Annotated in this window: 21 protein-coding genes; 12 read left to right on the forward strand and 9 right to left on the reverse strand. The window is 60.5% G+C overall.

The window, feature by feature from the left end; translation table 11 throughout:
* Positions 1-383: 383 nt before the first annotated feature.
* A complete protein-coding gene (locus tag KZ498_RS14415) occupies positions 384-608 on the reverse strand; it encodes a hypothetical protein (RefSeq protein WP_312619682.1) in 225 nt (74 codons plus the stop codon).
* Between the two features lie 131 nt (positions 609-739).
* On the opposite strand from KZ498_RS14415, the gene KZ498_RS14420 reads away from it, so the two are divergent.
* The 3 genes from KZ498_RS14420 to KZ498_RS14430 all read left to right on the forward strand — a co-directional run bounded on the left by KZ498_RS14420 (position 740) and on the right by KZ498_RS14430 (position 3422).
* Positions 740-1192 carry a pyridoxamine 5'-phosphate oxidase family protein gene (locus KZ498_RS14420; protein ID WP_312619684.1) on the forward strand — a complete coding sequence of 151 codons (453 nt, stop codon included), beginning with the start codon at positions 740-742 and terminating at the stop codon, positions 1190-1192.
* 146 nt (positions 1193-1338) lie between these two features.
* Positions 1339-3111 (forward strand): PAS domain-containing protein, encoded by a 1773-nt coding sequence (locus KZ498_RS14425; protein WP_312619686.1) that lies wholly within the window; start codon positions 1339-1341, stop codon positions 3109-3111.
* A gap of 158 nt (positions 3112-3269) precedes the next feature.
* Positions 3270-3422, forward strand: coding sequence for a hypothetical protein (locus KZ498_RS14430; protein ID WP_312619688.1), 153 nt, complete (start codon positions 3270-3272; stop codon positions 3420-3422).
* A gap of 179 nt (positions 3423-3601) precedes the next feature.
* Here KZ498_RS14430 and KZ498_RS14435 read toward each other — a convergent pair whose 3' ends face one another.
* From KZ498_RS14435 to KZ498_RS14445, 3 genes are all read right to left on the reverse strand, one after another.
* Entirely contained in the window at positions 3602-4021 is a 420-nt protein-coding gene (locus tag KZ498_RS14435) for a universal stress protein (protein ID WP_312619689.1), read from the reverse strand.
* Between the two features lie 107 nt (positions 4022-4128).
* Entirely contained in the window at positions 4129-4710 is a 582-nt protein-coding gene (locus KZ498_RS14440) for a VIT1/CCC1 transporter family protein (RefSeq protein WP_312619690.1), read from the reverse strand.
* Between the two features lie 6 nt (positions 4711-4716).
* Positions 4717-5007, reverse strand: coding sequence for a DUF211 domain-containing protein (locus KZ498_RS14445; protein WP_312619691.1), 291 nt, complete (start codon positions 5005-5007; stop codon positions 4717-4719).
* A 166-nt stretch (positions 5008-5173) separates the two neighbouring features.
* Here KZ498_RS14445 and KZ498_RS14450 point away from each other — a divergent pair, with 166 nt between their 5' ends.
* Positions 5174-6070: a universal stress protein gene (locus KZ498_RS14450; RefSeq protein ID WP_312619692.1), complete on the forward strand. Its 897-nt coding sequence runs from the start codon at positions 5174-5176 to the stop codon at positions 6068-6070.
* A gap of 266 nt (positions 6071-6336) precedes the next feature.
* On the forward strand, positions 6337-6954 hold the full coding sequence (locus KZ498_RS14455; protein ID WP_312619693.1) for a methyltransferase domain-containing protein: 618 nt from the start codon (positions 6337-6339) through the stop codon (positions 6952-6954).
* 110 nt (positions 6955-7064) lie between these two features.
* On the opposite strand, the gene KZ498_RS14460 is transcribed toward KZ498_RS14455, so the two are convergent.
* Positions 7065-7253, reverse strand: coding sequence for a hypothetical protein (locus KZ498_RS14460; RefSeq protein ID WP_312619694.1), 189 nt, complete (start codon positions 7251-7253; stop codon positions 7065-7067).
* A 346-nt stretch (positions 7254-7599) separates the two neighbouring features.
* On the opposite strand from KZ498_RS14460, the gene KZ498_RS14465 reads away from it, so the two are divergent.
* The 4 genes from KZ498_RS14465 to KZ498_RS14480 all read left to right on the forward strand — a co-directional run bounded on the left by KZ498_RS14465 (position 7600) and on the right by KZ498_RS14480 (position 11383).
* Positions 7600-8025, forward strand: coding sequence for a hypothetical protein (locus KZ498_RS14465; RefSeq protein WP_312619696.1), 426 nt, complete (start codon positions 7600-7602; stop codon positions 8023-8025).
* Between the two features lie 303 nt (positions 8026-8328).
* Positions 8329-8814 carry a histidine kinase gene (locus tag KZ498_RS14470; RefSeq protein WP_312619698.1) on the forward strand — a complete coding sequence of 162 codons (486 nt, stop codon included), beginning with the start codon at positions 8329-8331 and terminating at the stop codon, positions 8812-8814.
* Between the two features lie 257 nt (positions 8815-9071).
* Positions 9072-10913, forward strand: a complete 1842-nt coding sequence (locus KZ498_RS14475) for an SLC13 family permease (RefSeq protein WP_312619699.1) — start codon at positions 9072-9074, stop codon at positions 10911-10913.
* Between the two features lie 38 nt (positions 10914-10951).
* Entirely contained in the window at positions 10952-11383 is a 432-nt protein-coding gene (locus tag KZ498_RS14480) for a pyridoxamine 5'-phosphate oxidase family protein (protein ID WP_312619700.1), read from the forward strand.
* Positions 11384-11608: 225 nt separating this feature from the next.
* Here KZ498_RS14480 and KZ498_RS14485 read toward each other — a convergent pair whose 3' ends face one another.
* Complete coding sequence (locus KZ498_RS14485; RefSeq protein ID WP_312619701.1) at positions 11609-12541, reverse strand: type II CAAX endopeptidase family protein; 933 nt, start codon at positions 12539-12541, stop codon at positions 11609-11611.
* A gap of 128 nt (positions 12542-12669) precedes the next feature.
* Between KZ498_RS14485 and KZ498_RS14490 the strand changes: the two genes are divergently transcribed.
* Positions 12670-13458, forward strand: a complete 789-nt coding sequence (locus KZ498_RS14490) for a hypothetical protein (protein WP_312619702.1) — start codon at positions 12670-12672, stop codon at positions 13456-13458.
* A gap of 60 nt (positions 13459-13518) precedes the next feature.
* Here KZ498_RS14490 and KZ498_RS14495 read toward each other — a convergent pair whose 3' ends face one another.
* On the reverse strand, positions 13519-16212 hold the full coding sequence (locus tag KZ498_RS14495) for an HAD-IC family P-type ATPase (protein WP_312619703.1): 2694 nt from the start codon (positions 16210-16212) through the stop codon (positions 13519-13521).
* Positions 16213-16561: 349 nt separating this feature from the next.
* Here KZ498_RS14495 and KZ498_RS14500 point away from each other — a divergent pair, with 349 nt between their 5' ends.
* Positions 16562-17044: a hypothetical protein gene (locus KZ498_RS14500; RefSeq protein ID WP_312619704.1), complete on the forward strand. Its 483-nt coding sequence runs from the start codon at positions 16562-16564 to the stop codon at positions 17042-17044.
* Positions 17045-17472: 428 nt separating this feature from the next.
* Here KZ498_RS14500 and KZ498_RS14505 read toward each other — a convergent pair whose 3' ends face one another.
* Positions 17473-19920: a PAS domain-containing protein gene (locus KZ498_RS14505; RefSeq protein WP_312619705.1), complete on the reverse strand. Its 2448-nt coding sequence runs from the start codon at positions 19918-19920 to the stop codon at positions 17473-17475.
* A gap of 402 nt (positions 19921-20322) precedes the next feature.
* Here KZ498_RS14505 and KZ498_RS14510 point away from each other — a divergent pair, with 402 nt between their 5' ends.
* Complete coding sequence (locus KZ498_RS14510) at positions 20323-22542, forward strand: HAMP domain-containing methyl-accepting chemotaxis protein (protein ID WP_312619706.1); 2220 nt, start codon at positions 20323-20325, stop codon at positions 22540-22542.
* Between the two features lie 352 nt (positions 22543-22894).
* Here KZ498_RS14510 and KZ498_RS14515 read toward each other — a convergent pair whose 3' ends face one another.
* A complete protein-coding gene (locus tag KZ498_RS14515) occupies positions 22895-24532 on the reverse strand; it encodes a histidine kinase N-terminal 7TM domain-containing protein (RefSeq protein WP_312619707.1) in 1638 nt (545 codons plus the stop codon).
* Positions 24533-24595: the final 63 nt, after the last annotated feature.

Here is a 24595-nt window from a genome sequence, read left to right on the forward strand (position 1 = left end):
CCCTGGTAGTTTCCTGATTCGCTCTCGGGAGCGAGTGTCAAACCCTCATTCGATGTACAAATTCGGGCTGAGTAGTACTGTATACTGGGATGGTTTATATAGTTCCAGACCGGTGAATGCAGATATCTCATTAGAACTAATCGTATGTATACTCACACTTTTAAGAAAATATTAAAGAGATATATAAGTCCAAATCCGAATGGTATGTCTTTGGATGACCAAAAGCCGTATTAGATGTCTTGGCACTGTCCAACTCTGGTGTCGGAGGCCGTTTTATCCATGGATAATGCGACAGGTCACGTGTCAGTGCATACGTTTCAGAGCGCGGACCCGCGTTCCGAGACATCCCAGTGAGGAGGGGCCAACCGACGAGACACTGGTCCCTACTCGCCTGCAGACTTCGCCGCGGGTGTGAGTCGCCAGCGACGGACACCCCGGTGCGTGTTGAACCCAACCAGGCCCTTCAGTGCGAGCTGCTGGAGATGTGTCGCGACATACGGTTTCGGGGCGTCGAGGCGCGCCGAGATGTGCGCTGTCGGGACCGCCGTCGCCTCACAGTCTTCGAGTACTGCCAGGACTTCGTCGTTAGTCAGTGGGTCTATCGCCATACCGTCCCTTCGGACTCCCGGGTAACAAACTCTCGCGTGCCTGTTCACCGGGTTCGTCAATCCAGAGCCACGTTCCGAGGTACTGAGAATCCTGTCGGGTTTTAATTCAGTTCAAGGCACATGTTCCGCCTATGAGTTCAGATTACCAGCCCTTACTCGGCACAGAACTGGACGAATCAGACATCGACAAAGTGCTGACAGAGCGAGGCGTCGGTGTCCTGTCGATGGCCGCTGACGGAGTGCCATACGGCGTGCCGTTGTCGTTCGGATACGACGGAGATGACACACTGTACTTCGTGTTTCTGGGCGCAACCACCGAACTCCGGAAAGAGACGTACGCGGAACAGGCTGATATAGCGAGTTTCACCACCTTCGACGTCAACCCGGACGGTTCGTGGCGGAGTGTAATCGTCGCCGGACCGCTCGACCGGATCGAAATCAAAGAGTGGGACACCGCACGTGAGTCACTCGCCGACAACGCGTACCAGTCTAACCTACTCTCCGAGTACGAACTGCAGGAAAATCCCAACGTATGGGCCCTGAAAACGCAGGAACGGTCGGGCCGCGCTGTCGGGCAGCGGTGACCGCGGGATATCAGGGGTGGCCAGTATATTTCATACAATTTATACATAAGCCGTTCCGGTAGCGTTACTGCCAGGAGTTGTGTAACGACAGTTAGCTGTCACTATGCGAGCATATGTCTTTATGAGCGGAGTGTAAACACCTGTTTATGAGTGCTCGGAAGGTGGGTCACGAACAGATCCCGTTCGTCGTCCACGAGAACGGACGGATTCTCTATATCAGTGACTCCGGTCTCGCGTTGCTGAAATACGACTCACCCGACTCGCTCGTCGGGGAATCGCTCTCTGATTTTATAGCGGAACATCAGCAGGACGCCGTAGCTGCGCAGTTCGACAGGATCCACTCCGGAGAGCTATCCACGGCTGGCCACACGGTCGAGCTTACCGGACCTGACCTCGAATCTGAAATCGTCATCGCATTGAGTACGGCCGTTGAGTGGAACGGTGCCGAGCGAATCCAAACTCTGTTTTTCGACATCAACAGTGAGTTGCCGCCGACCCTCTCGGAACGCACTCTGGATGCGTCGCCCATCGGCATCTCCGTTGCTGATGCAACCCGGGACGACGAACCGCTCATCTACGTCAACGACGGCTTCGTGGAACTGAGTGGGTACCCGGAGAACGAGATTCTCGGTCGGAACTGTCGGTTCCTCCAGGGCGAAGAGACGAGTGAAGAGACCGTTGCAGAGATCAGAAACGCAATCGATGCAAAGGAACCGATTACCGCCGAGATTCGGAACTACCGGAAGGACGGATCGATGTTCTGGAACCGGCTCTCCGTTCAGCCAGTCCGAGACGAAAACGGAACCGTCACTCACTTTCTCGGGTTCCAACAGGACATCTCCGACGAGAAACTGTACGATCAGGAGCGGACCCTCTTTGAACTACAGGCGGATGCGATTGAGCAGGCAGTGTTCATTACGGATGCTGACGGCACGATAGAGTACGTCAACCCCGCATTCGAACGGACAACGGGCTATACAGCCGAGGAAGCGATCGGAGAAAACCCCCGGTTACTGAAATCAGACCAACAGGAGGAGGGGTTTTACAGAAGGATGTGGGAGACAATCACCGCTGGAGAGGTGTGGGAATCGGAACTCGTCAACCGTCGCTCCTCCGGCGAACGGTATCGTATCAAGCAGAAGATCGCTCCGATAACAGACGAGCAAGGCGAGATCACGCATTTCGTCGCTATTGAGGAAGACATCACCGATGCACGGTTCATCGAAGAGGTGGTATCGGTAATGGACCGGTTGCTGCGACATAACATTCGCAATTCAGTGACGGCAATCGACGGGCATGCAGACCTGCTCGAAACCGAGCTAGACGAAACAGAGCACAGCGCCGCGGTGCAAACGATCCGGGAACACGCGAAGAAACTGGAGGAACTCAGTAATAAGACCCGAACGATACGTGAGCTCTTCCACCGACGCCATTCCCAGCATTCGCTTTCTGTCGGTGCAATCGAGGGGTTCATCGAGGCACGGCGCAGGCAACATCCGGCTGCCGAGATTGCTCTCCGGATGGATATCGACCCCGCGGTCGAGATTCAAAACGGGAGTTTACTCCAGCTGGCGATCGACGAAGCGCTCGAAAACGCGATCGTCCACAACACCCAGTCACAGCCACACGTCACGGTGGAAGTCGACCAGACCGAGACCGAATCGGAGATCCGGATCCAGATTACTGATGACGGACCAGGGATTCCTCCGGAGCAGTGGGACGTCATCAACGCTGGGGAAGAAACCGCACTCGCACACAGTACTGGCATTGGACTGTGGCTGATTTACTGGACAGTAACCGCACTCGGCGGGACCATAGAGAGGACAGACAACGAGCCACATGGAACCGCACTCACGTATCGGATACCGCTCGGTGCAAGCGAACAGGTGGACCGATGGGACAGTATGGAGCGTCTGTGACATCTCGTCGGGCATCGGTGGCGACGCTGGAACGCAACCACGAACCGCTCACCGGACCAATGAACGCGCCGCCGTTGGTAAGAGGGGTCCGTCCCAGCGGGGCGATAGGACAGCGGGGAACCACGTGATTTTTATGATATTTGGTTGAAATGTCAGGCATGGACGTTACGAACAGACTAGAAGAAGCGATTAAACAGGTCCGGCTCGCTATGCAGGAGATAGAGGATCCCGACGTCTCCAAAGACCTTGAGGAGGGTCGAGAATCGCTCCGGAAGGCGTTGGAGTCGTTAGAAGAGAGTCGGGACGACTAAGTAAGCGATTGGTTACGAGCGATTTGCGAGGAGGTTCAGTACGGAGTTCTCACGAAGCGAGCGGACTATAGAAGTAGTACGCCCCAGGGCCGAAACCTGAGCACGAAAACAGCACGTGAATGGTGACCCGGACAGCAGAGTACAGGCAGACGGGCTTGCTTTCGAGGGGCCCGAGAGAATCACCGAACGACTACTACGGGGACCGGCGACCGACGGAACACTTTCTGTGCGATATTGCCGACGAGCATCCGGTCAGTCAACGAACCGCCGTGGCTCCCGATTACGACCGCGTCGAAGTCCTCAGCTCTGTTTAGAATCGCTCGGGCTGGACTCCCGAGCCGAACCTCGGTGTCGATATCGAGTTCGTGCTCCGCTGCGAGTTCCCGTGCACGATCGAATACCGGTTGTGCGAGTTCTGTGGCCGCCTTTCCGACATCATCTTCGAGGGCGAGTCCGGTCGCCTTGCCCCACATGGGCGACGGTTCGCCCACGACGTGCAGGACAGTGATATCGGCGTCTGGATGGTTTTCGAGCGCGTATTCGATCGCCGCCTGGGCCATATCAGAGTCGTCCATCGGAACGAGAATCCGGGCGAGCATACGTCACGTAGAGCAGGGAGGTGAATAAAACGGTGGGTGCTCGTATTGTGGATTCGAATACGGACGGTCTGAGGACTGATCAGTGAGAAGGGATGGGCTGAAGCTTCTCACCCCGGAAGAAAGAAGTTGAGGACTGCAACGACCAGTCCGGCCAGCCCCATCCGGGCCGCAGCGACGTACCACCGCTGTCCGGAGATCGACCCCATGTAGGCGCCGAACACACCCAACACTCCGATACCTAAGCCGACCGCGATGAGTGCCGCCTCCTGCATCGTGACGACGGTGCCCTCTACGACGAAGGGGGTCAACGGAATGAGAATCCCGATCAGTGGCCCCAGCCCGCTCATGATGGCGTGTACGATGCGGGCGCCGCTCTGGTCCCGTTGAACCCGGGTATCGTCCAGGTCCGTGAGCATCGCTCGCTCGATACGTCTGATCTCGGCCCTGGTTTCGGCACGTTCGATTTCCCAGACGCTCCAGACCGCTGAGGTCCCGAGACCGACCGCCGCGCCCAGTCCGATTTTGATTACAGTGTACCCGTCTGGGACTCCCGAAAGGACGGCGCCGACGATGATACCAATGCTCGTGAGCGTCCCGTCGAACCCGTTCGAGATGAAGTAGCGACGCGAGATCGCGAGGACATCCTCCTTTTCGAGGAGACGCCCCAAGAGGTTTCGAATAGATGCCACGGCTCCTCAGGCATCCTGTAACGTGCGTCGGTCCGTCACGACGTGGTCGCCACAGGCAACCTGGTCCACAGAGTGCACTGAACCGCCGAGGCTTTCGACCTTTTCTTCGATCGCCGAGAAGTCCACGTCTTCGCCTTCGAACGTGAGCTTGATGTTTTGAACTTCCTGGTCCAGTTCGATCAGAGACGACGTTACTCCATCGACACTTTGGAGTTCAGCAACCTGATCGGTGAACGCCAGTAGGGGCGGGTCGTGTGGTTTCAGTACGTCGATGACGAGGCGTCGGACTGCTGCCATATCTGAACACGTTGGGGGGTCACCGTAAAAAACGTGTGTCGGCGGCGCTCTATCGACGTGGGCAGTTCGACGTCGGGAAACCAGTCCGGGGAGGGAGGCTCCAGAGGCCACAGTCAAGTAACCCTAACAACATAACTGGGTTGCCCTCGATTACCTACATACCAGTATGTACGATCGTATCCTGTTCCCGACTGACGGCAGCGACCCTGCAGAATCGGCTCTGGAGTACGCGCTGCAGATAGCGTCCGAACATGAGGCGACGGTTCACATCCTCAATGTCGCCGATACCGGACGAGACAGTGTCACCGCTATTCGCGGAGAGGTCATCGACGTTCTCGAAAACGAAGGGCAACGCATCGTGGAGGAAGCCGCACAGCACGCGAGGGATGACGGAGTTCCCGTTGTCACTGCGGTCCACCAGGGTGACCCGCACGAGATGATTATCGATTACAGCCAGCGGTCCAGCATCGATTGTATCGTTATGCCGACACACGGTCGGCGTGGGATCCACCGGCTCCTTCTCGGGAGCGTCACCGAACGTGTCATCAACACCGCGGAGATACCTGTCGTGGCGGTCAACCCCGAGGGAGTTCGACCACTCACGTATCCGCCTCGACACCTCCTCGTGCCAACGGACGGAAGCCGTGGCGCAGAACTCGCATTGACGGAGGGGATCAGTATCGCGAGGGCAACGGGCGCCACGCTCCACCTGCTTCACGTTGTCGAGACCGGCAGCCTCGGACCCGACGCGCGGTCCGTCCTGAAAGAGGGGGAACTGACCGAGCAAGCAAACGAGATCATGACCGAGGCGACCGAGAGAACCGAGGACTCGTCGCTTGATACAATCACCAGCGTAGTCAAGCAGGGTGACCCCTCGAAGGTGATTTGCGACTACATCGACGAGAACGAAATCGATCTCGCAATTATGGGGACACACGGGCAGACCGATTTCAGCAGGTACGTCATGGGTGGTGTCAGTTCCAAACTCGTCCGCAAGTCCCCGGCCCCAGTGATGTGGGTTCGCGACCCCGGATCCGAATCAGGGGATGTGTCCGGTTCCTGAATCGGCCAACTCACAGCAGAGCAGAGGGTCAGTAGCGTTCGGTTTGGTGTATCTCACGCCGTCAGCACTCAACGTGCTGTACGTCCCGCAGGGTCTGAAAGGCTCCGCCGAGGCTATCCGCGGAGCGAAATCCCAGCCGGGCGAGTTTGAGCGGCGTCCGAATGTGTCGATGGAGCGATACTACCTTCTCATAAGCCGTCGAAACACACACCGATGACGGTACCGTGGTCCCGATTCGTGACTCGTCACAGCGTGTGGTGGGTGCGATGAGCGGTTCAGCGCCCGCCGGACAGCGACCGATTGCACACGTCTACGACGCGGCGTACGCCGGTGTCCCGAACTGGGATATCGGGCACCCCCAGCGGGCGTTCGTACAGCTAGTTGATGCGGGACTCGCCAGGAGTCCCGTCCTCGACGTCGGCTGTGGCACGGGCGAACTATCGCTGTTTCTCGCCCGACACGGACACGACGTTCTCGGAATCGACCTGTCCCCGCTTGCGGTTCGGAAAGCAAGAGAGAAGGCACGCTGGCGGCGGATCAGCGCGCAGTTTCTCGTCTGGGACGCGACCGACCTCGCAGGCCTCGGCGATCGGGGTTTTAGCTTCCGGACCGTGGTCGATTCGGCGATGTTCCACATTTTGAGTGCCACCGAACGGGACCGATTCGTAGCCGGTCTCTCCGATGTCATCCCGAGTGGCGGCCTCTACTGTGTACTCGGGGACGCTCGCCGGGACAATCGGTCTATCTATGGTATTACCCCGCGTGAGCTCCGGCAGCGATTCGCGAGAGCAAACGGATGGGAGGTCATCTTCGCATTCCAGACGGTGTTCGAACGACAGTGGAGCCGGAACCCGGCCTATTTCATCGGCGTCCAACGACAGTGACTGGAGGCTTCATTACGGTTCAACAGAACGCCTCTGTCGACCCTATCAGCGGCTGAGGCGGAACCTGGCCGAGTACGGCCGCTGCGGTGGCTCGGAGGCGGATTCTATACTCACCATTCACTGCCGATGTCGTCTCGGATGTGGTCTCGCCAGGCTTCGAATCGGGCCTTGCAACTCGGCGCATCGTCGATGTGTTCGATAAACCCGATGCCGCCGTCGGAAAGCGTCGCCCCGCAGAACGGGCAGAGGTCGGGATTGTCCCACTCCGGCGAGTCGCGTGGCGGATGGTCGTCTGCCATCGGCGTCACCCCTCCAGAGACGCGTACAGCTCTGCTCTGTCGTTTTCATTCGACGTCAGTTTGCCGGGTTCGATCGCGTCACTAGCCGCCTCCGCCGTACTGTCTTCGGACATACAGATTCTGATTGAAGGGGGAGTAGAATAACTGTTGCCGCGGTGACCGTCTCGTGGTTTTGCGAACCCAGATGAGACTGCGTGAATCGAGGTCAGTACCGTCCCAGGAACCGGTCTCGGGAAGGAACTCTCCAGAGATACAGGCCCTGTCTCGTTCGAGACTGCGGTGTCGGTCGATCTACCCGGAACGGCAGCGAAATGCTTGATATGACGTGACGCTATTAGTACGACGTATGTCGACAGAGTCAGTGGAAACAGACATCGGTAGTGACACGGCCGACAGCCTCGTAAGCGCCACCCGCACCAGCCTCGGAGATACGCTCAGGAGCGTGGTGTATTTCACGCCGTCAGGGTTCGACTTATTGTACGTCCGACAGGACCTCTACTCGTCCGAGGACGCTGCTCGGAAGGCGAAGGCTCAGTTGGTCGACCTCGAACGAGTGGGATTCGCGGAGGAACCGGTTCGGACGGCACTCGCCCACAGGGAGACCGGGTCAGATATCGGGCAGTACGAGTTCACCGTCCGGTTCCACGAGAACGGCTTCGTCGTGAGGGTGATTCAGGACGATGCCGGTGTACTCTTCACCGCCGACAGCATGGACGTCTCGGCGTTCGAGGAGGCTATCAGTGCTATCAGGGGAGTCCTCCGCGGCGCGTGACTGGGGCGGTCTTGTTTGCAGGGAGTCCGAAGAAAATCGGCGGCGCTGTCGGTCAGGCCCAGGAATTCGCTGAGACCGTCCCCCGGTGATTCACCGTTAGTTGATACGGTACCGAAACGCCGACTGAAGAGCCTACCGGGTGGATGGGTCGGCTTTCGGCAGACGTGACAGGTAGAGTAGGGAGGACAACCGGGTAGCGTGCTGGAGAGACAGAATCTGGAACCCGAACCGACCGGTGACGGGTTTTGTGAACAATCTGCACGGCTTATGTCAACTGAGTGTATCTAGACTCCTGTTAGTACAATGGCACAAGAAGCACAACAACAGACGCAGGGCATCGAACAGACCGGAGCGGTACGAGGCGGCGCGTCGTGGCAACGCGGCGTGGAAGCGGGATTGATCGGCGGGTTCGTGATGGGCGTGCTGTTTTCGCTGCTGATGCCGCCCGTAATCGAGAACGCGATACCGGCGCTCGTCGGCCTGACCGGTGGAATCGCTGGCTGGGTCGTCCACATGTCGATAAGCGCGGTGTTCGGCGTCGTCTTCGTCGCGGCCTTGTCACACCCCCGACTGGCAGCGGCCTCAGAGTCGGTGGGCGCTGTCGTCGGTATCGGCCTCGCGTATGGCGTCGTCCTCTGGGTCGGTGCCGCCGGCGTTGGCATGCCGCTGTGGCTGTCGGCCGTCGGCTTTCCCAACCCGCCGCCGCTACCGAACCTCGGCCTGATGGGGCTGGTCACGCATCTCGCCTTCGGGCTGGTTCTCGGCGCGAGCTACCACTACCTTCGCTGAGTCCTCGTGGACCGCCGCATCGAAGCGAGGGCGAACGAACCCCTCTTGCAGACGGTATCCTGAACACACGCTGTACGAATAGCGGGACCCGGTCGGTTGCCACGATATTCCGGACCCGTCGTCTGAAGCGACGCCTCCCGGGGCCTGGGGATTGCTGACGCTGTTCCCAGTCCCCCCGTCCTTTCTTGACTGTGACACGCGCTGTAAGTGTCGGATAGAGGGCAACGATAAAGACTGAGCCGCGAGTCGGAGTACGTATGTTCTTCTCTGAGATTCCCGGTGTTGCCGTCGTATTTCTCCTCGTCCTGGTGACACTCATCGCGTTTATCACGGAAATCCTGCCGAACGATATCACCGCAATCGCCGTAGTGACCGCGCTCGTTGTGCTAGAGCCGTGGACCACCGTTGGTGCCAGTGACGCTATTTCCGGGTTCGCGAACCCAGCGACCGTCACGATCATCGCGATGTATATGTTGAGCGCCGGAATCCAGGATACGGGTATCGTCGCACGGCTGGGTGTCTATCTGGCCGATTTCACCGCCGGCCAAGAGTTTCGCGCGCTCGTCGCCACGGTGTGTGCGACCGGCCCCATCGCCGGGTTCGTGAACAACACGCCGGTCGTGGCCGTCTTCGTCCCGATGGTAATAGAGCTCGCGGAGAACGCGAACATCAGTCCGTCAAGACTCCTCCTACCGCTCTCATACGCCGCAATCCTCGGTGGCTTGCTTACCCTCATCGGAACGTCGACAAATATTCTCGCGAGTGATTTCGCTCGGCTTCTCATCGACGGTCGCGACGGAATCGGGATGTTCGAGTTTACCGGCCTGGGACTCGTACTGTTCATCGTCGGCCTCGCGTACCTGTTGACAGTCGGCTGGCGGCTCATCCCCGCCCGCATTCCCGCCGACGTGGACGCAGTTTCGGAGTTCGACCTCGATAACTATCTGACACGCCTCCAGGTACGTCCGGACTCGACGGTCGTTGGGACGTCTATCGACGCGTTCGACGAAGCCCACCCCGATGTCCGTATCCTCCAGGTGCGCCGCGATGGCGACGCCTACGCCGGCCCGCACTCGGATCGGCCCATCGAGGCCGGTGATACACTTGTCGTCCACGGGTCGCTGCAGGCCGTAAACCAGTTCCGCGAAGCAGCCACCCTCAGACAGCGCGTCAGGGACCCGGTCACCGAGGACACCTTCGAGTCGACGGCGACCGATGGTGTCCTGGCGAAAGCAGTCGTGCCCGAGCATTCGGCGTACGTGGGCGAGACGGTCACAGAAACGGGGTTTCGAGACTACCATCGAACGACAGTCCTCGCCGTGCGCCGCGGGGGCGAACTGATTCGCACTGACATACCCGAAACGGTCCTCCAGCCCGGAGACTTGCTCTTGATGCGAACGACGCCTGCATCGATTCGGTACTTCACTGATACAGGGGGCCTGATTGTCGTGGACGAGAGCGCGTTCAAACGGTTGGCTACGACGGACATCGACGAAATCGCACCCCTATCCACGAAGACACCTGTTGCAGTGGGAATCCTCGCCGGCGTCGTCCTCGTTGCGGCCCTGGACCTCCTGCCGATCGTAATCGCGGCACTCGCCGGAGTCGTCGCGATGGTCGTCACCGGCTGTCTGACGCCGTCGGATGCCTACAGAGCGGTCTCCTGGAACGTCGTGTTCCTGTTAGCGGGCGTCATTCCGCTGGGAATCGCCCTCGAAGAGACAGGGGGCGCAGCCATCGTCTCGGGGATTCTGGTCAGCGCCGCAGAGATCATGCCGTTGATCGGTGTGCTCTTCAGTCTGTACGTGATGGCGAGCCTGTTAGCGAGCGTCATCACGCCGGTCGCGACGATAGTCCTCATGATTCCGGTCGGCGTCGATGCAGCTGCCCGACTCGGCGCAAACGAATTCGCGTTCCTGCTTGCGGTGATGTTCGCTTCCGCTACCTCGTTCATGACGCCGGTTGGCTACCAGACGAATCTCATGGTCTACGGTCCTGGCGGCTACAGGTTCACAGACTTTCTGAAAGTCGGTGGTCCGCTCCAGTTACTGCTTGCCGTCGTTGCCACTGTCGGAATCTCGCTCGTCTGGGGCCTTTGACACCACGCTACTTTACGCGTCACATCGTATCAGCACGTATGGACCACGTCGAATACGTGTACACGAGCGGAATGACCGAGGCAGACATCGACGACCGCCTGCGGGCCGGCGAACACGGTGTCCTCGGACTAGCGGAAGACAACGAGGCGTACGCGATCCCGCTGAGCTATCACTACGACGGGAGCAGGCTGCTCCTCCGAGTGAGCGATCACGACGAAGAGAGTGAGAAGGGGAGATTCCTCGAGACGACCGAGACTGCAACGTTCGTGTGCTACGAGGCCTCTACGAAAGAGTCCTGGAGCATCCACGTGCGTGGGCCGGTGGAAAAATGGGAGGCCGATATCGACGAGACAACGCTCAACGAGTGGTTTCAGCCGTTTCGGGTGTTCGACGAAGCGACCGAGAACGTCGGCTTCTCCCTGTATGACCTGGGGATGGAGACCGTTATCGGTCGAGAAACAGTCGAGTGAATGCCTCGCCGGACGGCGGTTGGAAGCGCTACAGTCCCGGGTTAGCCACCCTGAGTCAGTCGCTCCCGGAGACGTGGTCGGTGTCGTCCGGACGACGTCCCGGAAGAGAGTCGGCGTGGTGCGCCAGCGCTCTCACACCTTCGGCGCGGGCGATTCGACGCCGGGCCTCGAGAAGCTGGGTCGTTCAGCCACGTTCGTGTGCCCGTTCAGGCTGAATGACGCTCATCACTGCCTGTCCGGGCCGGCATCCGAGGGTCTCCCTGACTGACCGGCCGGTCGTGACGTCCCGCTGTCGAGTCCGAGTACGCTGGTGTCGGGGACCTCGGTACTGGAGAGGCGCTCGGCCCCGAAGACCAGCACGACGAGGACGGCGATGCCGACCAGGACGACGGCCGAGGAGATCTCAGCGAGGAAGTTCAGCCACGGGTCCGGAATCCCGCCCGGGACGAGCGCTGCCCTGTCAGCGGGATGGAAGACGCCGATGCTGTTCATGCCGGCGTGGAAGACGGCGGCCGCGAGGACGCTCCCCGTGTTGTTGTACATCCACGTCCACAGGACCGACCCTGCGAGGATGGTCCCGCCCCAGATGAGTTGCTGTGAGAGCGGCCAGCCGGCGTGAGTCGTGTTGGCGTTCAGAAACAGCGGCAGGTGCCAGCCGGCCCACGCCAGACCGACCAGGAGACTCGTGGCGAGCGCGCTGTATCGCTCCTGGAGCACTGGCACCATGAACCCGCGCCAGCCGAGTTCCTCCTGCCCGCCGCCCCAGACGGTGCCCCAGACCATCACGAACAGGTAGATGCCCGGGAACGGCAACGCCGCGATGTCGACGGGCCCGCCCAGCGCGACGTAGAGACCGCTCCCGAGCGCGAGGACGACCAGCGGAACCAGGAGGGCTGCCGCCCACCAGCGCCCCCCGATGCGCCAGCGGAAGAACTGGCCGACCCACGAGCGGAGACTGCCGCCAGACGCCCAGACGACGACGGCAGCACCGACTGGCGGACCGAACCCTCCGAAGCCGACCAGAATCGAGAGCGTCCACGATGCCCCCATCCCCGAGGCCGCGAGCAGTCCCTGTATCGTCCACGTGAACCCGTAGGTGACCGCCAGGAAACTCGCGATTCGGTGGTCGTCGACCCACGTGCGAACGGAGGACCTCATGCGCTACTGTTCCTGAAAGCTGCGGCTGGTCGCTGCCGCTGGTTCTCCTCGAGTCCCACACCGCGAACCTGAGCAGTGGTCATGCGAACGGTTTTGTATCTCATCTTACAAGTACTTGGGTGAGAGCCATGTACCGACGGTCACTTTCGATTCTGTTGCTTGCGTGTCTGGCGCTGACAGCGGGGTGTGCGTTTCTCGGGCCGAACCCTGACAGTTACACGAGCACCTACGAGTACACCGTCGGTATCGACGCGAACACGACCATCCAGAACGCGACGATCCGGGTGCCAGTCCCCCACGGTACCGACTCGCCAGTAACCAACACCAGCGTCATCGCCCCCAACGGGACAGTCGACGGCGCGTTCGACGCGTCTATCGTCCAGACCGAGTCCGGCCCGATGCTGGAACTCACGACCGACGAGTTGCACGTGGAGCCGCGGTACTACCGGATCGTCGAGGAGGGCGACCTGGGACGCCGCGAGGAGATCTCGGAGTCCGAGTACGACCCCTCGAACCCGGACCACCAGCGGGTCGCCTTCAGGACGGTCAGCGCTCGCGTCTCTGTGAACGCCGAATACCCGCTGGAAACCCGGACGCCGCTCGGGACAGAGCCGACGTTCTACGCCGACGAGGCGGTGACGCGAAGGGCGACAGAGTGCCAGCTCCCGAGTCAGGGAGAGTCCGTCTGTTTCGCCTACGACGCCCCTGTGTACCTCGCCTACCAGGCGCCGGCGAACGCCAGCGTCGACGGCATTGCCACCTTCGGCGGGTACAACGAGTGGTTCACCGGCGGCTGGACCGGAAACGAGTACAGCGACCGCGTTCAGTTCTCGGCCACTGGCCCGCAGGACGGCTGGACAACGGCCGACGGGTACACCGAAACCGGCCGCGGGAACTACCCATCGCCGGAGCCGTAACTGGTATTTCCGGGCACGGAGACCCATCTCCGGTGTACCACAGCGAATGCGGCGCCTCTTTCAGTCTCCGTCAGAACGAGCGGGGTGGCGCCATCGCCAGCTGACCTTGTGGAGTTCCATCGCTGCCACCAGCGTCAGAGCGATCCCGGCGAGGGTAACCCAGACATCCAGATCGACGGGGGCCGTCCCCAGCACCAGTTGTGCCGGGGGAAAGTAGAGGGCACTGAGATGGACCAGGAATGCTGTCCCAGCCCCGACAAGGAGAATCGGACTCTTCCACGGCGGCATCCGGAAGATCGACCGAGTTTCCGAGCGGGTGTTCCCCAGATGGACGCTCTCGAACAGCACCATCAGGAGAAGCAGCGCGTTCCGCGCCGCCGATTCGGCCATCCCGCTGTCGAGCAGCCACCTGAACGTGAGGAGCCCGGTGACGCCCATCACGATGGAAGCGACGACCGTCCGTTCGATCATGAGTCGGTTGAAGATCCGCTCGTCGGGGGACCGTGGTGGCCGCGCGAGGACATCGTCTTCCTTCGGTTCGAACGCGAGCGCGACGTCCTGAATCCCGTTTGTGACGAGGTTCAGCCAGAGGAGCTGGACGGGCAACAACGGGAGTGGCAGGCCCGCAGCGAGACTGAGGAGGACGAGCACGACTTCCGCGGCACCGGTAGAAATGAGTAGATAGATTACCTTCCGGATGTTGTCATACGCGACCCGACCCTGCTCGATTCCGGACATTATCGTCGCAAAGTTGTCGTCTGAAATGATGAGGTCGGCCGCATCCCGAGCCACGTCAGTGCCGTCTTGCCCCATTGCAATCCCGATATTCGCGATTCGAAGCGCAGGGGCGTCATTGACCCCGTCGCCCGTGACGGCGACGAAATGCCCTGCCTGTTGCGCGGCGCTTACGATATCGAGTTTCTGGTCCGGGGACACGCGGGCGAAAACGCGGGTGCGTTCAATCGCGGTAGCGAACTGCTCTGGGGTGAACTCGGCCAGTTGTGCCCCCGTCAGGACCTCCCCACGACCGGACGCCAACCCGAGTTCCCGGGCGATGGACAGCGCGGTCTCGGGGTGGTCACCGGTCACCATCGAGACTGAGATACCCGCCTGCTGTGCAGACGCGACCGCGTCTCTGACACCGGGTCTGAGCGGGTCAACCATCCCGACGAACCCGAGAAACGTCAGCCCCGTCGGGTCAGACGGGGCCGCTTCGGCGGTGTCGAGCGTGCCGTCGGCGAGCGCAAGCACGCGGTAGCCCTGTTGTGCCATCTCGGTAGCCCTGTCGAGCATCGCCCGATGAGTGTGTTCATCCGACCACGTACACATCTCTAGCACTCGCTCCGGGGCACCTTTAGTGAAGACGCGTGTCTCGCCGCCGGCCGAGTGATACGTGGCTGCGAATCGCCGGTCGGGCTCGAACGGGACCTGACTGGTCTCCGGTAAGGCATCCAGTTCGGATTCTCGGTCGCGACCCGCTTTCCGGGCGAACGACAAGAGCGCGACATCGGTCGGATCACCGCTCCACACCCACTCGCCATCGCGTCGATGGATACTGCCCTCGTTGCACAGTGCGGCCGCTCGGGCGAGGCGTGCGATGTCGTCTGCCACCTCCGGTTCAGGCTGACTCCCGTCCTGTAGCACGGTCCCATCGGGAGCGTATCCAGCACCGGTCACTTCTACCGTCGTTCCGTCCGGAAGTCGGAGTTGCCGAACTGTCAGTTCGTTCTCGGTCAGCGTCCCAGTCTTGTCGGTCGCAATCATCGTACAGCTTCCCAGGCCCTCGACAGCGACGAGCTGGCGAACGATGACGCCGATCCGCACCATCCGGCTGGTCGCGACGCCGAGCGCGACCGTCATGGCGACCGGGAGCCCCTCTGGGATAGCAGACACGGCCAGAGCCACGGCAAACAGGAACATCTCGACGGCGCCGAAGCCACGGACGAAAACCCCCAGCAGCGCAGCGACGACCGCCGCCAGAAGGACCACGACGGCCACGATACGTGTGAACCGCTCCATACGGACCACCAGCGGGGGAGCGCCTCCCTCGACAGCGGATACATCGCCAGCGAGGCGGCCAATAACTGTCCGGGCGCCGGTTTCGACGACGAGGCCGCGCCCTCGTCCGCGGGTGACTGTCGTGCCAGCGAAGGCCATGTTGCGCCGGTCTCCGAGCGGGGCGTTTTCCTCACCCCGCCAGTCGGGGTCTTTCAGAATCGGGACCGATTCACCGGTCAGAGACGACTCGTCGACTTCGAGATTCGACGTCGAGATCAGTCTGATATCCGCCGGGACCCGGTCACCGGACTCCAGCAGAACCACGTCACCGGGAACGAAGTCTTCGCCGTCGATATCGACCGTGTCCCCGTCCCGGACGGCCGTCCCTCTCGTCCGGAGAAGTCCCTGCAGTGCGCGGCTGCTCCGTTCGGCTTGAAACTCCTGTGTTCCGCCGATAATCGAGTTGACGACGAGAACGAGGGCGATAAAGCCGGCGTCTGTCGTTTCTCCGATCGCAATCGAGATAACTGCCGCCAGACCGAGGATGTATATGAGCGGGCTTCGGAACTGTCGGAGGAAGATGAGCCAGGCAGGAGTCGGCTCTTTCTGCGGAAGCCGATTCGGCCCATACTCCGACTGGCGCGTAGTAGCCTCGTCCGAGGAGAGCCCGTCGCTGTCCGTCTTCAACCGAGAATATACTGCCTGGAGGGCCAGCGTATGCCACGGGAAATTTTCCCCAGAACCGCTCGCTGTCATATCGGAGTTGCCTGTGAGTTGACAATACTGGCCAGTGATTTAGGCGTTTGTACGGTACCCATCAGAACCCCTGAATTTACAGGCGGTGTGTCAAGCATCGATGGGCGGTCCCCGAGTTGTGTCGTATATGATGGGGCAACGGCCTCCAAGCCGGTCACAGAGGTCGGTGGCGGAGCGTGAAACTGGAACGGTGGCTCTCCGGGTGGATAGGCCCGAACGCCTGTCACAGAGGTGCCAGGGAGACGAATATCTCGTGTGCGTTCGACTGTAGCAGGACGAATCTCGAACAGTCGGGTAATCTGACCTGGTACCGCCAAACAATCTTATGAGTGGTGACGGTATAGCTGGTATGCCGAGCAGGCGCCAGTTCATCGTCTCTGTCGGAACCATCAGCGCTCTCGCGGGTTGCACCGGAGCCCGGGAGACAGCCGGTCCGGGGTCGGTCTGTGAAGCCGGAATCAACAGCGAGAGCGGCGGTGATGTGTTCGCACTGACTCCACAGATTACCTCCTACAGCCCTGGGCAAGAGCCGCTGGTGGAACTGACCGTTCCGATACGGCAGGCGACAGTCCGTGCCCGGAACGTCGACCAGTTTACTATCTACAGTAACGCCACAGTCCTGTATCAGATGCCGGTAGATCAAAACGACGCCCCGGTCGGGACATCCGGCCGATACGATTCGGCAGATGTCGTCGAGTATAGCCAGTCGCTGGGGCACGTCCCACAGACCGGAATCTACCGAATCGCGGCGCTTGACCCGGACGGGGAGCAACTGGCTCAGATACAGGTCGAGTTCCGATGTTATCGGGACAGGGACGAGGGGTCACAGTGAAGACGGTGGCACAGACGGGGAGTCTCTATGCTTCGACCAGTGTGTATCGCGGCGAACGAGTATCGAAAAACAGTCTCAGTTGAGATGTTCCGGCGTGATGTACTTCCGACCGGGGCGGTTATCGGGGCATCCGGGTTTACCGGGTGCACAGCGGGGAATAGCAGCCCGGAGTTTAGTGAGGGATTCGAAGCCGGGCTCGATACATTTTGCCGTCGGAACCGCCGTCATCTGGGAAGCTGATGCCACACATTACATCGACGACCTGTCAATGACAATCGAACCGGCATAAACGGACACCGGGACAGTCTGGTTCAGACGATGGCAAGGGTCACCCGTACACGTCGATGAACAGACGGTCGCTCCTCGCTGCAGCGACTGCCGGCGTCATCGGGGAACGGAGAGCGTCGACCCATACATGGCCTCGGGCGTCATGATTGCTGCAGCCGGTCAAACAACTGTTCGAACAGCGTTCGCTCTGCGTGTCGCAAATGATATGAGACGGTCGATTGAGTGAGTGAGAGCGCGTCGGCGATCTCGGTTGCCGTAGTCCGTCGCGGTGAGTTGAAGTAACCGCTGTACACCGCGACTCGCAGGACTTGCTGCTGCCGGTCCGTGAGTTCGTTTTCGAAAACGTCTCCAAGCACCGACCCGACTGTGTGTGCATCTGGTCTGGAAGCGGGGGTGGAGTCACGTTTCGAGACGAACGTCGTGTCCGGGAACGAATCCTGGACGCGTGTCACCAGTGCCCCGATATCACTGCCGAGCGGAACTTCACAGACGACCTCGGCTCTACCATCAGTTACCGTATCTGTCGTGACAACTGCACCCTCGGTAACGAGTGTCTGTGCCAGGGACTGCCCCTGCAGTTCGATTTCCACGTCCCCGCCGGGCCGATTCTCGACCTGTCGAACCTGTCGCACCTTGGCTTGACAATCCGCGTTCTCTGCGAAATCACTCAGGGCATCCGTCGGGGCGTCTCGAACGGCCGCGTAGTGGACAACGGTCTCGTCTGACACCGGAACTGTATCCCTGACCTCGATCGTACAGCCGAGCTTCTCCGAGGCGGAGACGAAAAACGACCGCGAGTCGGTGCTCTCAAACGTCAGTTCGGCCACTCTGTCGGCGTGGAGTATGCGCTCTGTCGCGTGGTTCTGAAGAACCTGTCCGATGTTGTTCCCGAGCGTCGTCAGAAGCGACTGCTCGCGGTCGCCGAAGGCCTCCCCGCGGTCTGTATACAGTACGAGCAGGCCGTAGATGCGAGTTCTATACTTGAGTGGAACGATAGCGCCACCGTGGAACCCCTGACTCAGTGTGGACGCCCGCCACCGCTCAAACCGTGAGTCGGTCCGGTTGCTGGTAACGACCTGTATCTCGCCTGTTTCGACGGCGACTCGTGCCGGAGCGGCCTCTGCCCGGGATCGTATCGGAAGGGTCACCGACTCGCTGGTAGCGACAGCCTGTGACCGCGCCCCGATATCGGATCCGGTCAGCGTCGTGCCCGGGGTACTCGTATGGATCCGTGCGTACTGGTATTCCCGCGTTTCAGTCAATAACTCACAGATAGCCTGTTTGGTCTCCTCGTCTGCGGTTACACTGTAGAGAATCTCATCGACCGGCTGGAACGTCTCGATGAGCTGTTCGAGACGCTTCGGCACGGTGATATCTTCCAGCGCGACGATGACCTGCTCGACCGCACCGTCCTCACGCCTGATGGGGGCAACGTTGCTTGACAGCCACCGCTCGGAGCCGTCCGGGAGCGTGATCCCGTGGGTGAATCCTTTGACAGTCTTGCCGGTTCTGAGGACCTGCGAGACCGGATGGTCGTCGCTCGGAATCGGGTTGCCCGCCTCGTCCCAGATGTCCCAGTCGGGGTGGTCGTACTCCTTTCCCTCGATGTCGCGTCCGGACAGGCCGAGTAACTCTTCTGCGTGGGTGTTTGTGCGAGCGATTTCTCCGTCGCCATCCAGGAGGACAATCCCGATGGGTGTCGTCTCAAGGACGTAGTCGAATTCCCGTTTGGCTACCTTCGAGTCGGTGATGTCGGTGAATACGATGATGATGCCGTCACCGATTGGATGGATCCGGGTCTCGAACCACTGCCCTTTCTCCGAATTATATCGCTCGAAGGACGTCGGTGACTGGGTCTCGATAGCCGTCTGGATTCTGTCTTCGGCGACAGTGTCTGCCGCTTCGGGAAAGAGGTCCCAGACGTGGCGCCCACGCATTTCCTCGCCGTCCCGTCCAAGGAGCCGCTCGGCCTGCTGGTTCACGTAGGTGTAGTTGAGATTCCCGTCGAGAACGGCAACGCCATCTGAGACGCGCTTCAGGCTGTCTATCTCCCACCGACTGATACCATCCCTGATGAGTGAGACGAGCGTCTCCACCAGGTCTCGTTCGCTCGCGAGCCAGGTCTCCCTGCCCGTACTGGACACCTGGTCAATGCAGACGACTGTCACTGAGACTCGCGTCCTGGTGCGTGTGCGAGCGCTGGCTGTCAGCGGATTAGTACCGACGCGAAACTCATCGGTTTCGAAGCCATCGCTTCCGACCCGGATCTTTGCCTCGATTCGACCGGGATGCCCGAACCACTGCGGAAGTTCTGTGACGTAGGTACGGAGGCTTTCCTCGATTGGGTTGGACAGACCGACGAAGAGTTCGCTCGCCCGTTCGAGCGCTTCGAGTGCCGCTGGTGGGTCTTTTTCCGCTTCTCCGGCGTCCGCCTCCCCGTGGTGCTCGTCCGGTATGTTGTCTCGCTCCCGTGTGCGCGCTTCGCTCGCGAAGAAATCGGACCATTCGACAGAACCGGCTTCGACGGAACCACGGCGGTCAGACTGGCACCTCTCGTTGTCTCTTTCCCCCCGATTCTGTCTGCCCATACGTACCACTCACACATCACAGTAACAAGTATCACGCTGTCAGTTATCAAACAATAAGAAAGCACGCGGTATCGATCTGTTATCGTCTGTGTCGTCGTGCCGTTGGCTATCCCGGGAGAACGAATCCGAGAGCCGTATTTGAACAGTCGGTTCAGGGGGCAGAAATCACGTCGCCGGGTGCGACACCGTAGGTGTGGTTCAGATAACCGAGGATGTGGTCGACGAGTTCCGAATCGTACGTCCAGCTCCCGTGACCGCCTCGGCCTGTTCCGCCTGTAGAACACCGTAGTCTGCTTCGACCCCTCGAAGTGATTGACTGGAAGGGGTTCGGGTTCTCATCTGTGATACTCATCCCGGTATCTAGAGCGACTGATTATAATGGTCCTCGGGAGAGAACGACCCATGCTAGAGAAGCTAACAATAGACCGATTCGACCTGCGGCCCAAACTCATTCTGGCGTTTGTTCTCGTGGCGTTGCTGGTCGCTTTGACTGGACTGGTCGGGTACCAGGCCGTGGGGACCGTCGACGCTGAAGTTCACGTCATCTCTGCGGACGCGGATAAGATCGACGCGTCCATGGAGATGCTGGTCGCCGTCGAGGAACAGCAGATAGCGGTTCAAGCGGCCATGCTCGGTGAAGACAGTGCTAGAGCCGACTTTGCGGAGGCCGATTCGAACTTCGAAGAGTGGGCCCGGCAGATGGAGGGGAGCCACCTGAGCGAGGAAGAAAAACAGGCACTGGCAGGTCTGCAGTCCAGACAGCAGGAGTACACAGCCGTCGCACAGGAGGTGTTCGACGCGACAGAGGCCGGTGATACGGCGAGCGCTCGACAGAAAATGGGAGAACTGGAGCCGATACTGAACGATATGCGAGACGACGCACATACGCTCGAAGAACTGGCTGTAGAGGACAAAGAAGCGGCAGTCGCCGCTGCGGATACCACCACAGCGACGGTCCAGTGGGTACTGCTCGGGTTGACTGCGGGAGCGTTCGTCTTCGCCATCGCCATCGGCCTGTTCGTCGCTGGACGGATTATTCCGCCGATCACTCAGTTGGCGGAGACCGCACAGGCTGTCAGTGCCGGTGACTTCGACAACGACCTCGACGACCACGTCGAAGACGACGAACTCGGTCGGATGATCGAAGCGTTCACCCAGATGCAGGCGAATCTCAGGGGCGTTTTCTCCCAGATCGGAACTGCAAGCCGTGGACTGCGACAGGGTGACCTGGGGTGGGAGTTCGAATCGAGCTATCCCGGGCGGTACGGTGAGACTGTCGCTGACCTCGAAGCGGGTGCCGACGAACTGGCGGAGAGCTTCGACGAAATCAGGGGTGTGAGCGATGACCTCCAGCGAGGGGTTTTCGACGGTGATGTCGATACGGACCGGCCCGGACAATACGGCGCCGTGCTCGAGGACCTCGCGACCGGGACGACCCAGTTGTCGGAGGGCTTCGCACAGATATCGACAGTGAGCCAGAGCCTGAAAGACGGACAACTCGACCAGAGCATCGACACAGACTACCCGGGGACGTTTGGGACCGCATTGAGTGATCTGGAGGGCGGAATCGAACAGCTGAATACAAGCGTCGAGCGCGTCCAGGCCATCGCGGACGACGTGGCGTCATCGAGCGAAGAGGTGGCGAGCAGTTCAGGGGAAATCCAACAGGCCAGCGAACAGGTCGCAGAGTCCGTCGAAGAGATTTCAAACGGTGCGGACACTCAGAGCGAGAATCTCCAGGAGGTGGCCGGCGAGATGAACGATATGTCCGCGACTGTCGAGGAGGTCGCCTCTTCGGCCGAGGAGGTCGCCGCAACCGCCAGCACAGCCGTCGAGCGCGGCGAAAGCGGCCGGGAGTACGCATCGGCGGCGACAGAGGAGATCGAGTCTATCGAATCACAGGCCGACCAGGCGGCCACCCAGGTGGAGGCACTTGACGAGAAGATGGGCCAGATCGGCGACGTCGTCGAGATGATAACCGAAATCGCCGAACAGACGAACATGCTCGCCCTGAACGCCTCCATCGAGGCCGCCCGGGCCGGCGAGGCGGGCGAGGGCTTTGGCGTCGTCGCAAACGAGATCAAATCCCTGGCAGAGGAGGCTGCCGGGGCGACGGCGGATATCGAGCAGAGTATCGGCGAGGTTCAGGATACGACAGTCGACACCGTCGAGGGGATGCAACAGATGAGCGACCGCGTCGAACGCGGGTCCGAGACAATCGAGGATGCAATCGAGATGTTCGACGAAATCGCCGATGCTGTGCAGGAGGCCGAAAGCGGCATCCGAGAGATCAGCGACGCGACTGACGACCAGGCGGCGTCCTCCGAGGAGGTGGTCGCGATGGTGGATGAAGTATCGAGTGTCAGCCAGCAGACTGCGGCCGAAGCGAGCAACGTCTCTGCTGCGACCGAAGAGCAGACTGCCTCTCTGTCCGAGACGTCGGAGAACGTCCGGCAACTGTCTACTCTCGCTGAAGAACTACACGACCAGGTATCGGATTTCGATACCGGGTCAGGCGCTATAGCGATCGAGTCGACAACGGGGTCGCCAGCCGCAACCGATGGCGGGTCCTACAGACCAGATAGCGGGGGTCGGACGCCAGACCGCGACGTAGAGAAGTGAGGCCGTAGCTTCACGCTGGGTACTCGAGTTCACACTCGTGGCCCAACGATAAACGGCCCCATGTGTCGCCAGACCCAGACCGACAGCCGACAGTACCAGCGGGCGTGGTCGCCCCGGCAACACCGGAGGCATGCAGACCCTCGCAGGTCGTCAATCCGGGTATGTCCGCTTCGACCAGGCCCGTCTCGATGAATCCGAGTGGCGGTCGGCCGCCTGAGCGTGGTTTTTCGGGTGCCAGTGGTGGACGAGAACACTGGAAACGGGGGTGTACGACCGCCACACGTCACTCGGGACGGGACAATCCGGTTCGCGCCTGGCCACTGCTGGTCCGGGCTCCTCGTGTCGCACACCGCTATTTCGTCTCGATGTGCAGCGATACCGAATCGGCATCGCCACTGCTGACATCGATGGTCCACCCGTGAGCGCGTCCGATTGCCCGGACCATCGGGAGGAGCATACCCGTCTCCGGGGACGGAACCGCCTCGCCGTAGTTCCACGCGGCTTCGATTTCCTCGTCACTCAGCGGGTCCCCGTCGCTCGCAATCACTATCTCGCCGTCCTCCAGGGTGCTGGAGACGACCGTTGCGTCGAGCGCCCGCATGAACTGGAAGGCGTTATCGAACAGGTCGATCAGGTAGGTCTTTTCGGCGTAAATCTCCCCATCTGTCCCGATTGAGAGCGACATCCCGTCGGTATCGGTGATGTCCCAGCTCCGGGTGAGTGTCTCCCGAAAATCGCACTGTTCTTTGTTCTGTGCTGTCTGCCCGTACCGTGCAAGCTTGGCCAGGTCGGTGGTGACTTGTTCCATCCGTTCCACAGCGGAAATCCCCCGTTCATACGACTCATGGGACGCCTCGTGTTCAGCGTCGATGGCTTCTGCCGCCTTCCCGTCGATATGCCCCCGGACAACTGTCAGCAAATTCCGCAGCTCGTGCGTGACGATTACGGCCAGATCGCCGAACTGTTCGTTCTGTTGCTGGAGTTGCTGGCGTTGCTGTTCGATATCCGTGACGTCCGAAAGGACCACCACCTCGCCGACGGTCTGGCGTTCAATTGTGAGTCGCTCTCGCTCGACGGCGAAATACCGCGTCGTCCCCTCAGTCTCGATTTCCACGAGGTCGGCTCCGTCCTCGAGGCTTGCTGCCAGTGCCGGGTATGTGGTATCGAACGGCTGGTCGGCCACAGCCGCTAGATCGGGAAAACAGGTCGTCGCAGCGGCGTTGTAGTCACGGATTCGGTCGTCCCAACCGAACACAAGCACGGGGTCGTCGAGCGTCTCGAGGACGTCCTGTCTCCAGAACGCCGGCAGTGCAACGAACTGGTCGTCGACGATGTAGAACGCGCCGATACTGAACGCGGCTACGCCAACCGGCTCGTAGTTCAGCGTGAGGAGCGTGTTCCCGGTGTAGCTCAGAACGTCTAAGATAGCGGGCAGCCCCGTGATGACAACCAGTATGCTGAGCCCCCTCGTGTCCAGGTTCGACTGGCTAAACAGCTCATACAGCAGATAGAATCCGATCGCGGTCACGACATACGAGAGGCCCGTGACAACCCAGTGGGCCGGCAAGGGTTGAATCGACAGATGCGGAAACGGGTCGGCGGTCAGCGAGGTCGTGAAGTACAGCCCGTGGAGCGGGTTCGTGACTTTCACCCCGACGATGACAGCGTACAGGCCGACGGCAAGACGGCGAAATACCGGTCGGCGGTGATAGTCGTGGCCGGTGTAGGCCGAACAGAAATACAGCCACGCACCGACCGTCGGTAGCCCGACCACCAACCCGAAGATGTACATCACCTCCATAGCCACCGGCGACGAGAAGAGCAACAGACCGAGTTCGCTTACCGCCCAGAGACCGCTGAAGCCGAGCAATCCAGCGAGCCCCCGACGCACGTCGGCGTTTGGGATGCGCGAAACCCTGCTGGTCGTTACAAAGCAGGCGACCCCCGATAGCGCAAAGAGTAGTATCAGGAGAGCTTGAGCGATACCCATCGAATGGCCGCCCTAAGCAACCAGATTACTTAAATTCGATGCTGAAAGTGGCATCTATTAGAC

It is taken from the genome of Haloarcula sp. 1CSR25-25, assembly GCF_032027985.1.
Lineage (GTDB): Archaea > Halobacteriota > Halobacteria > Halobacteriales > Haloarculaceae > Haloarcula.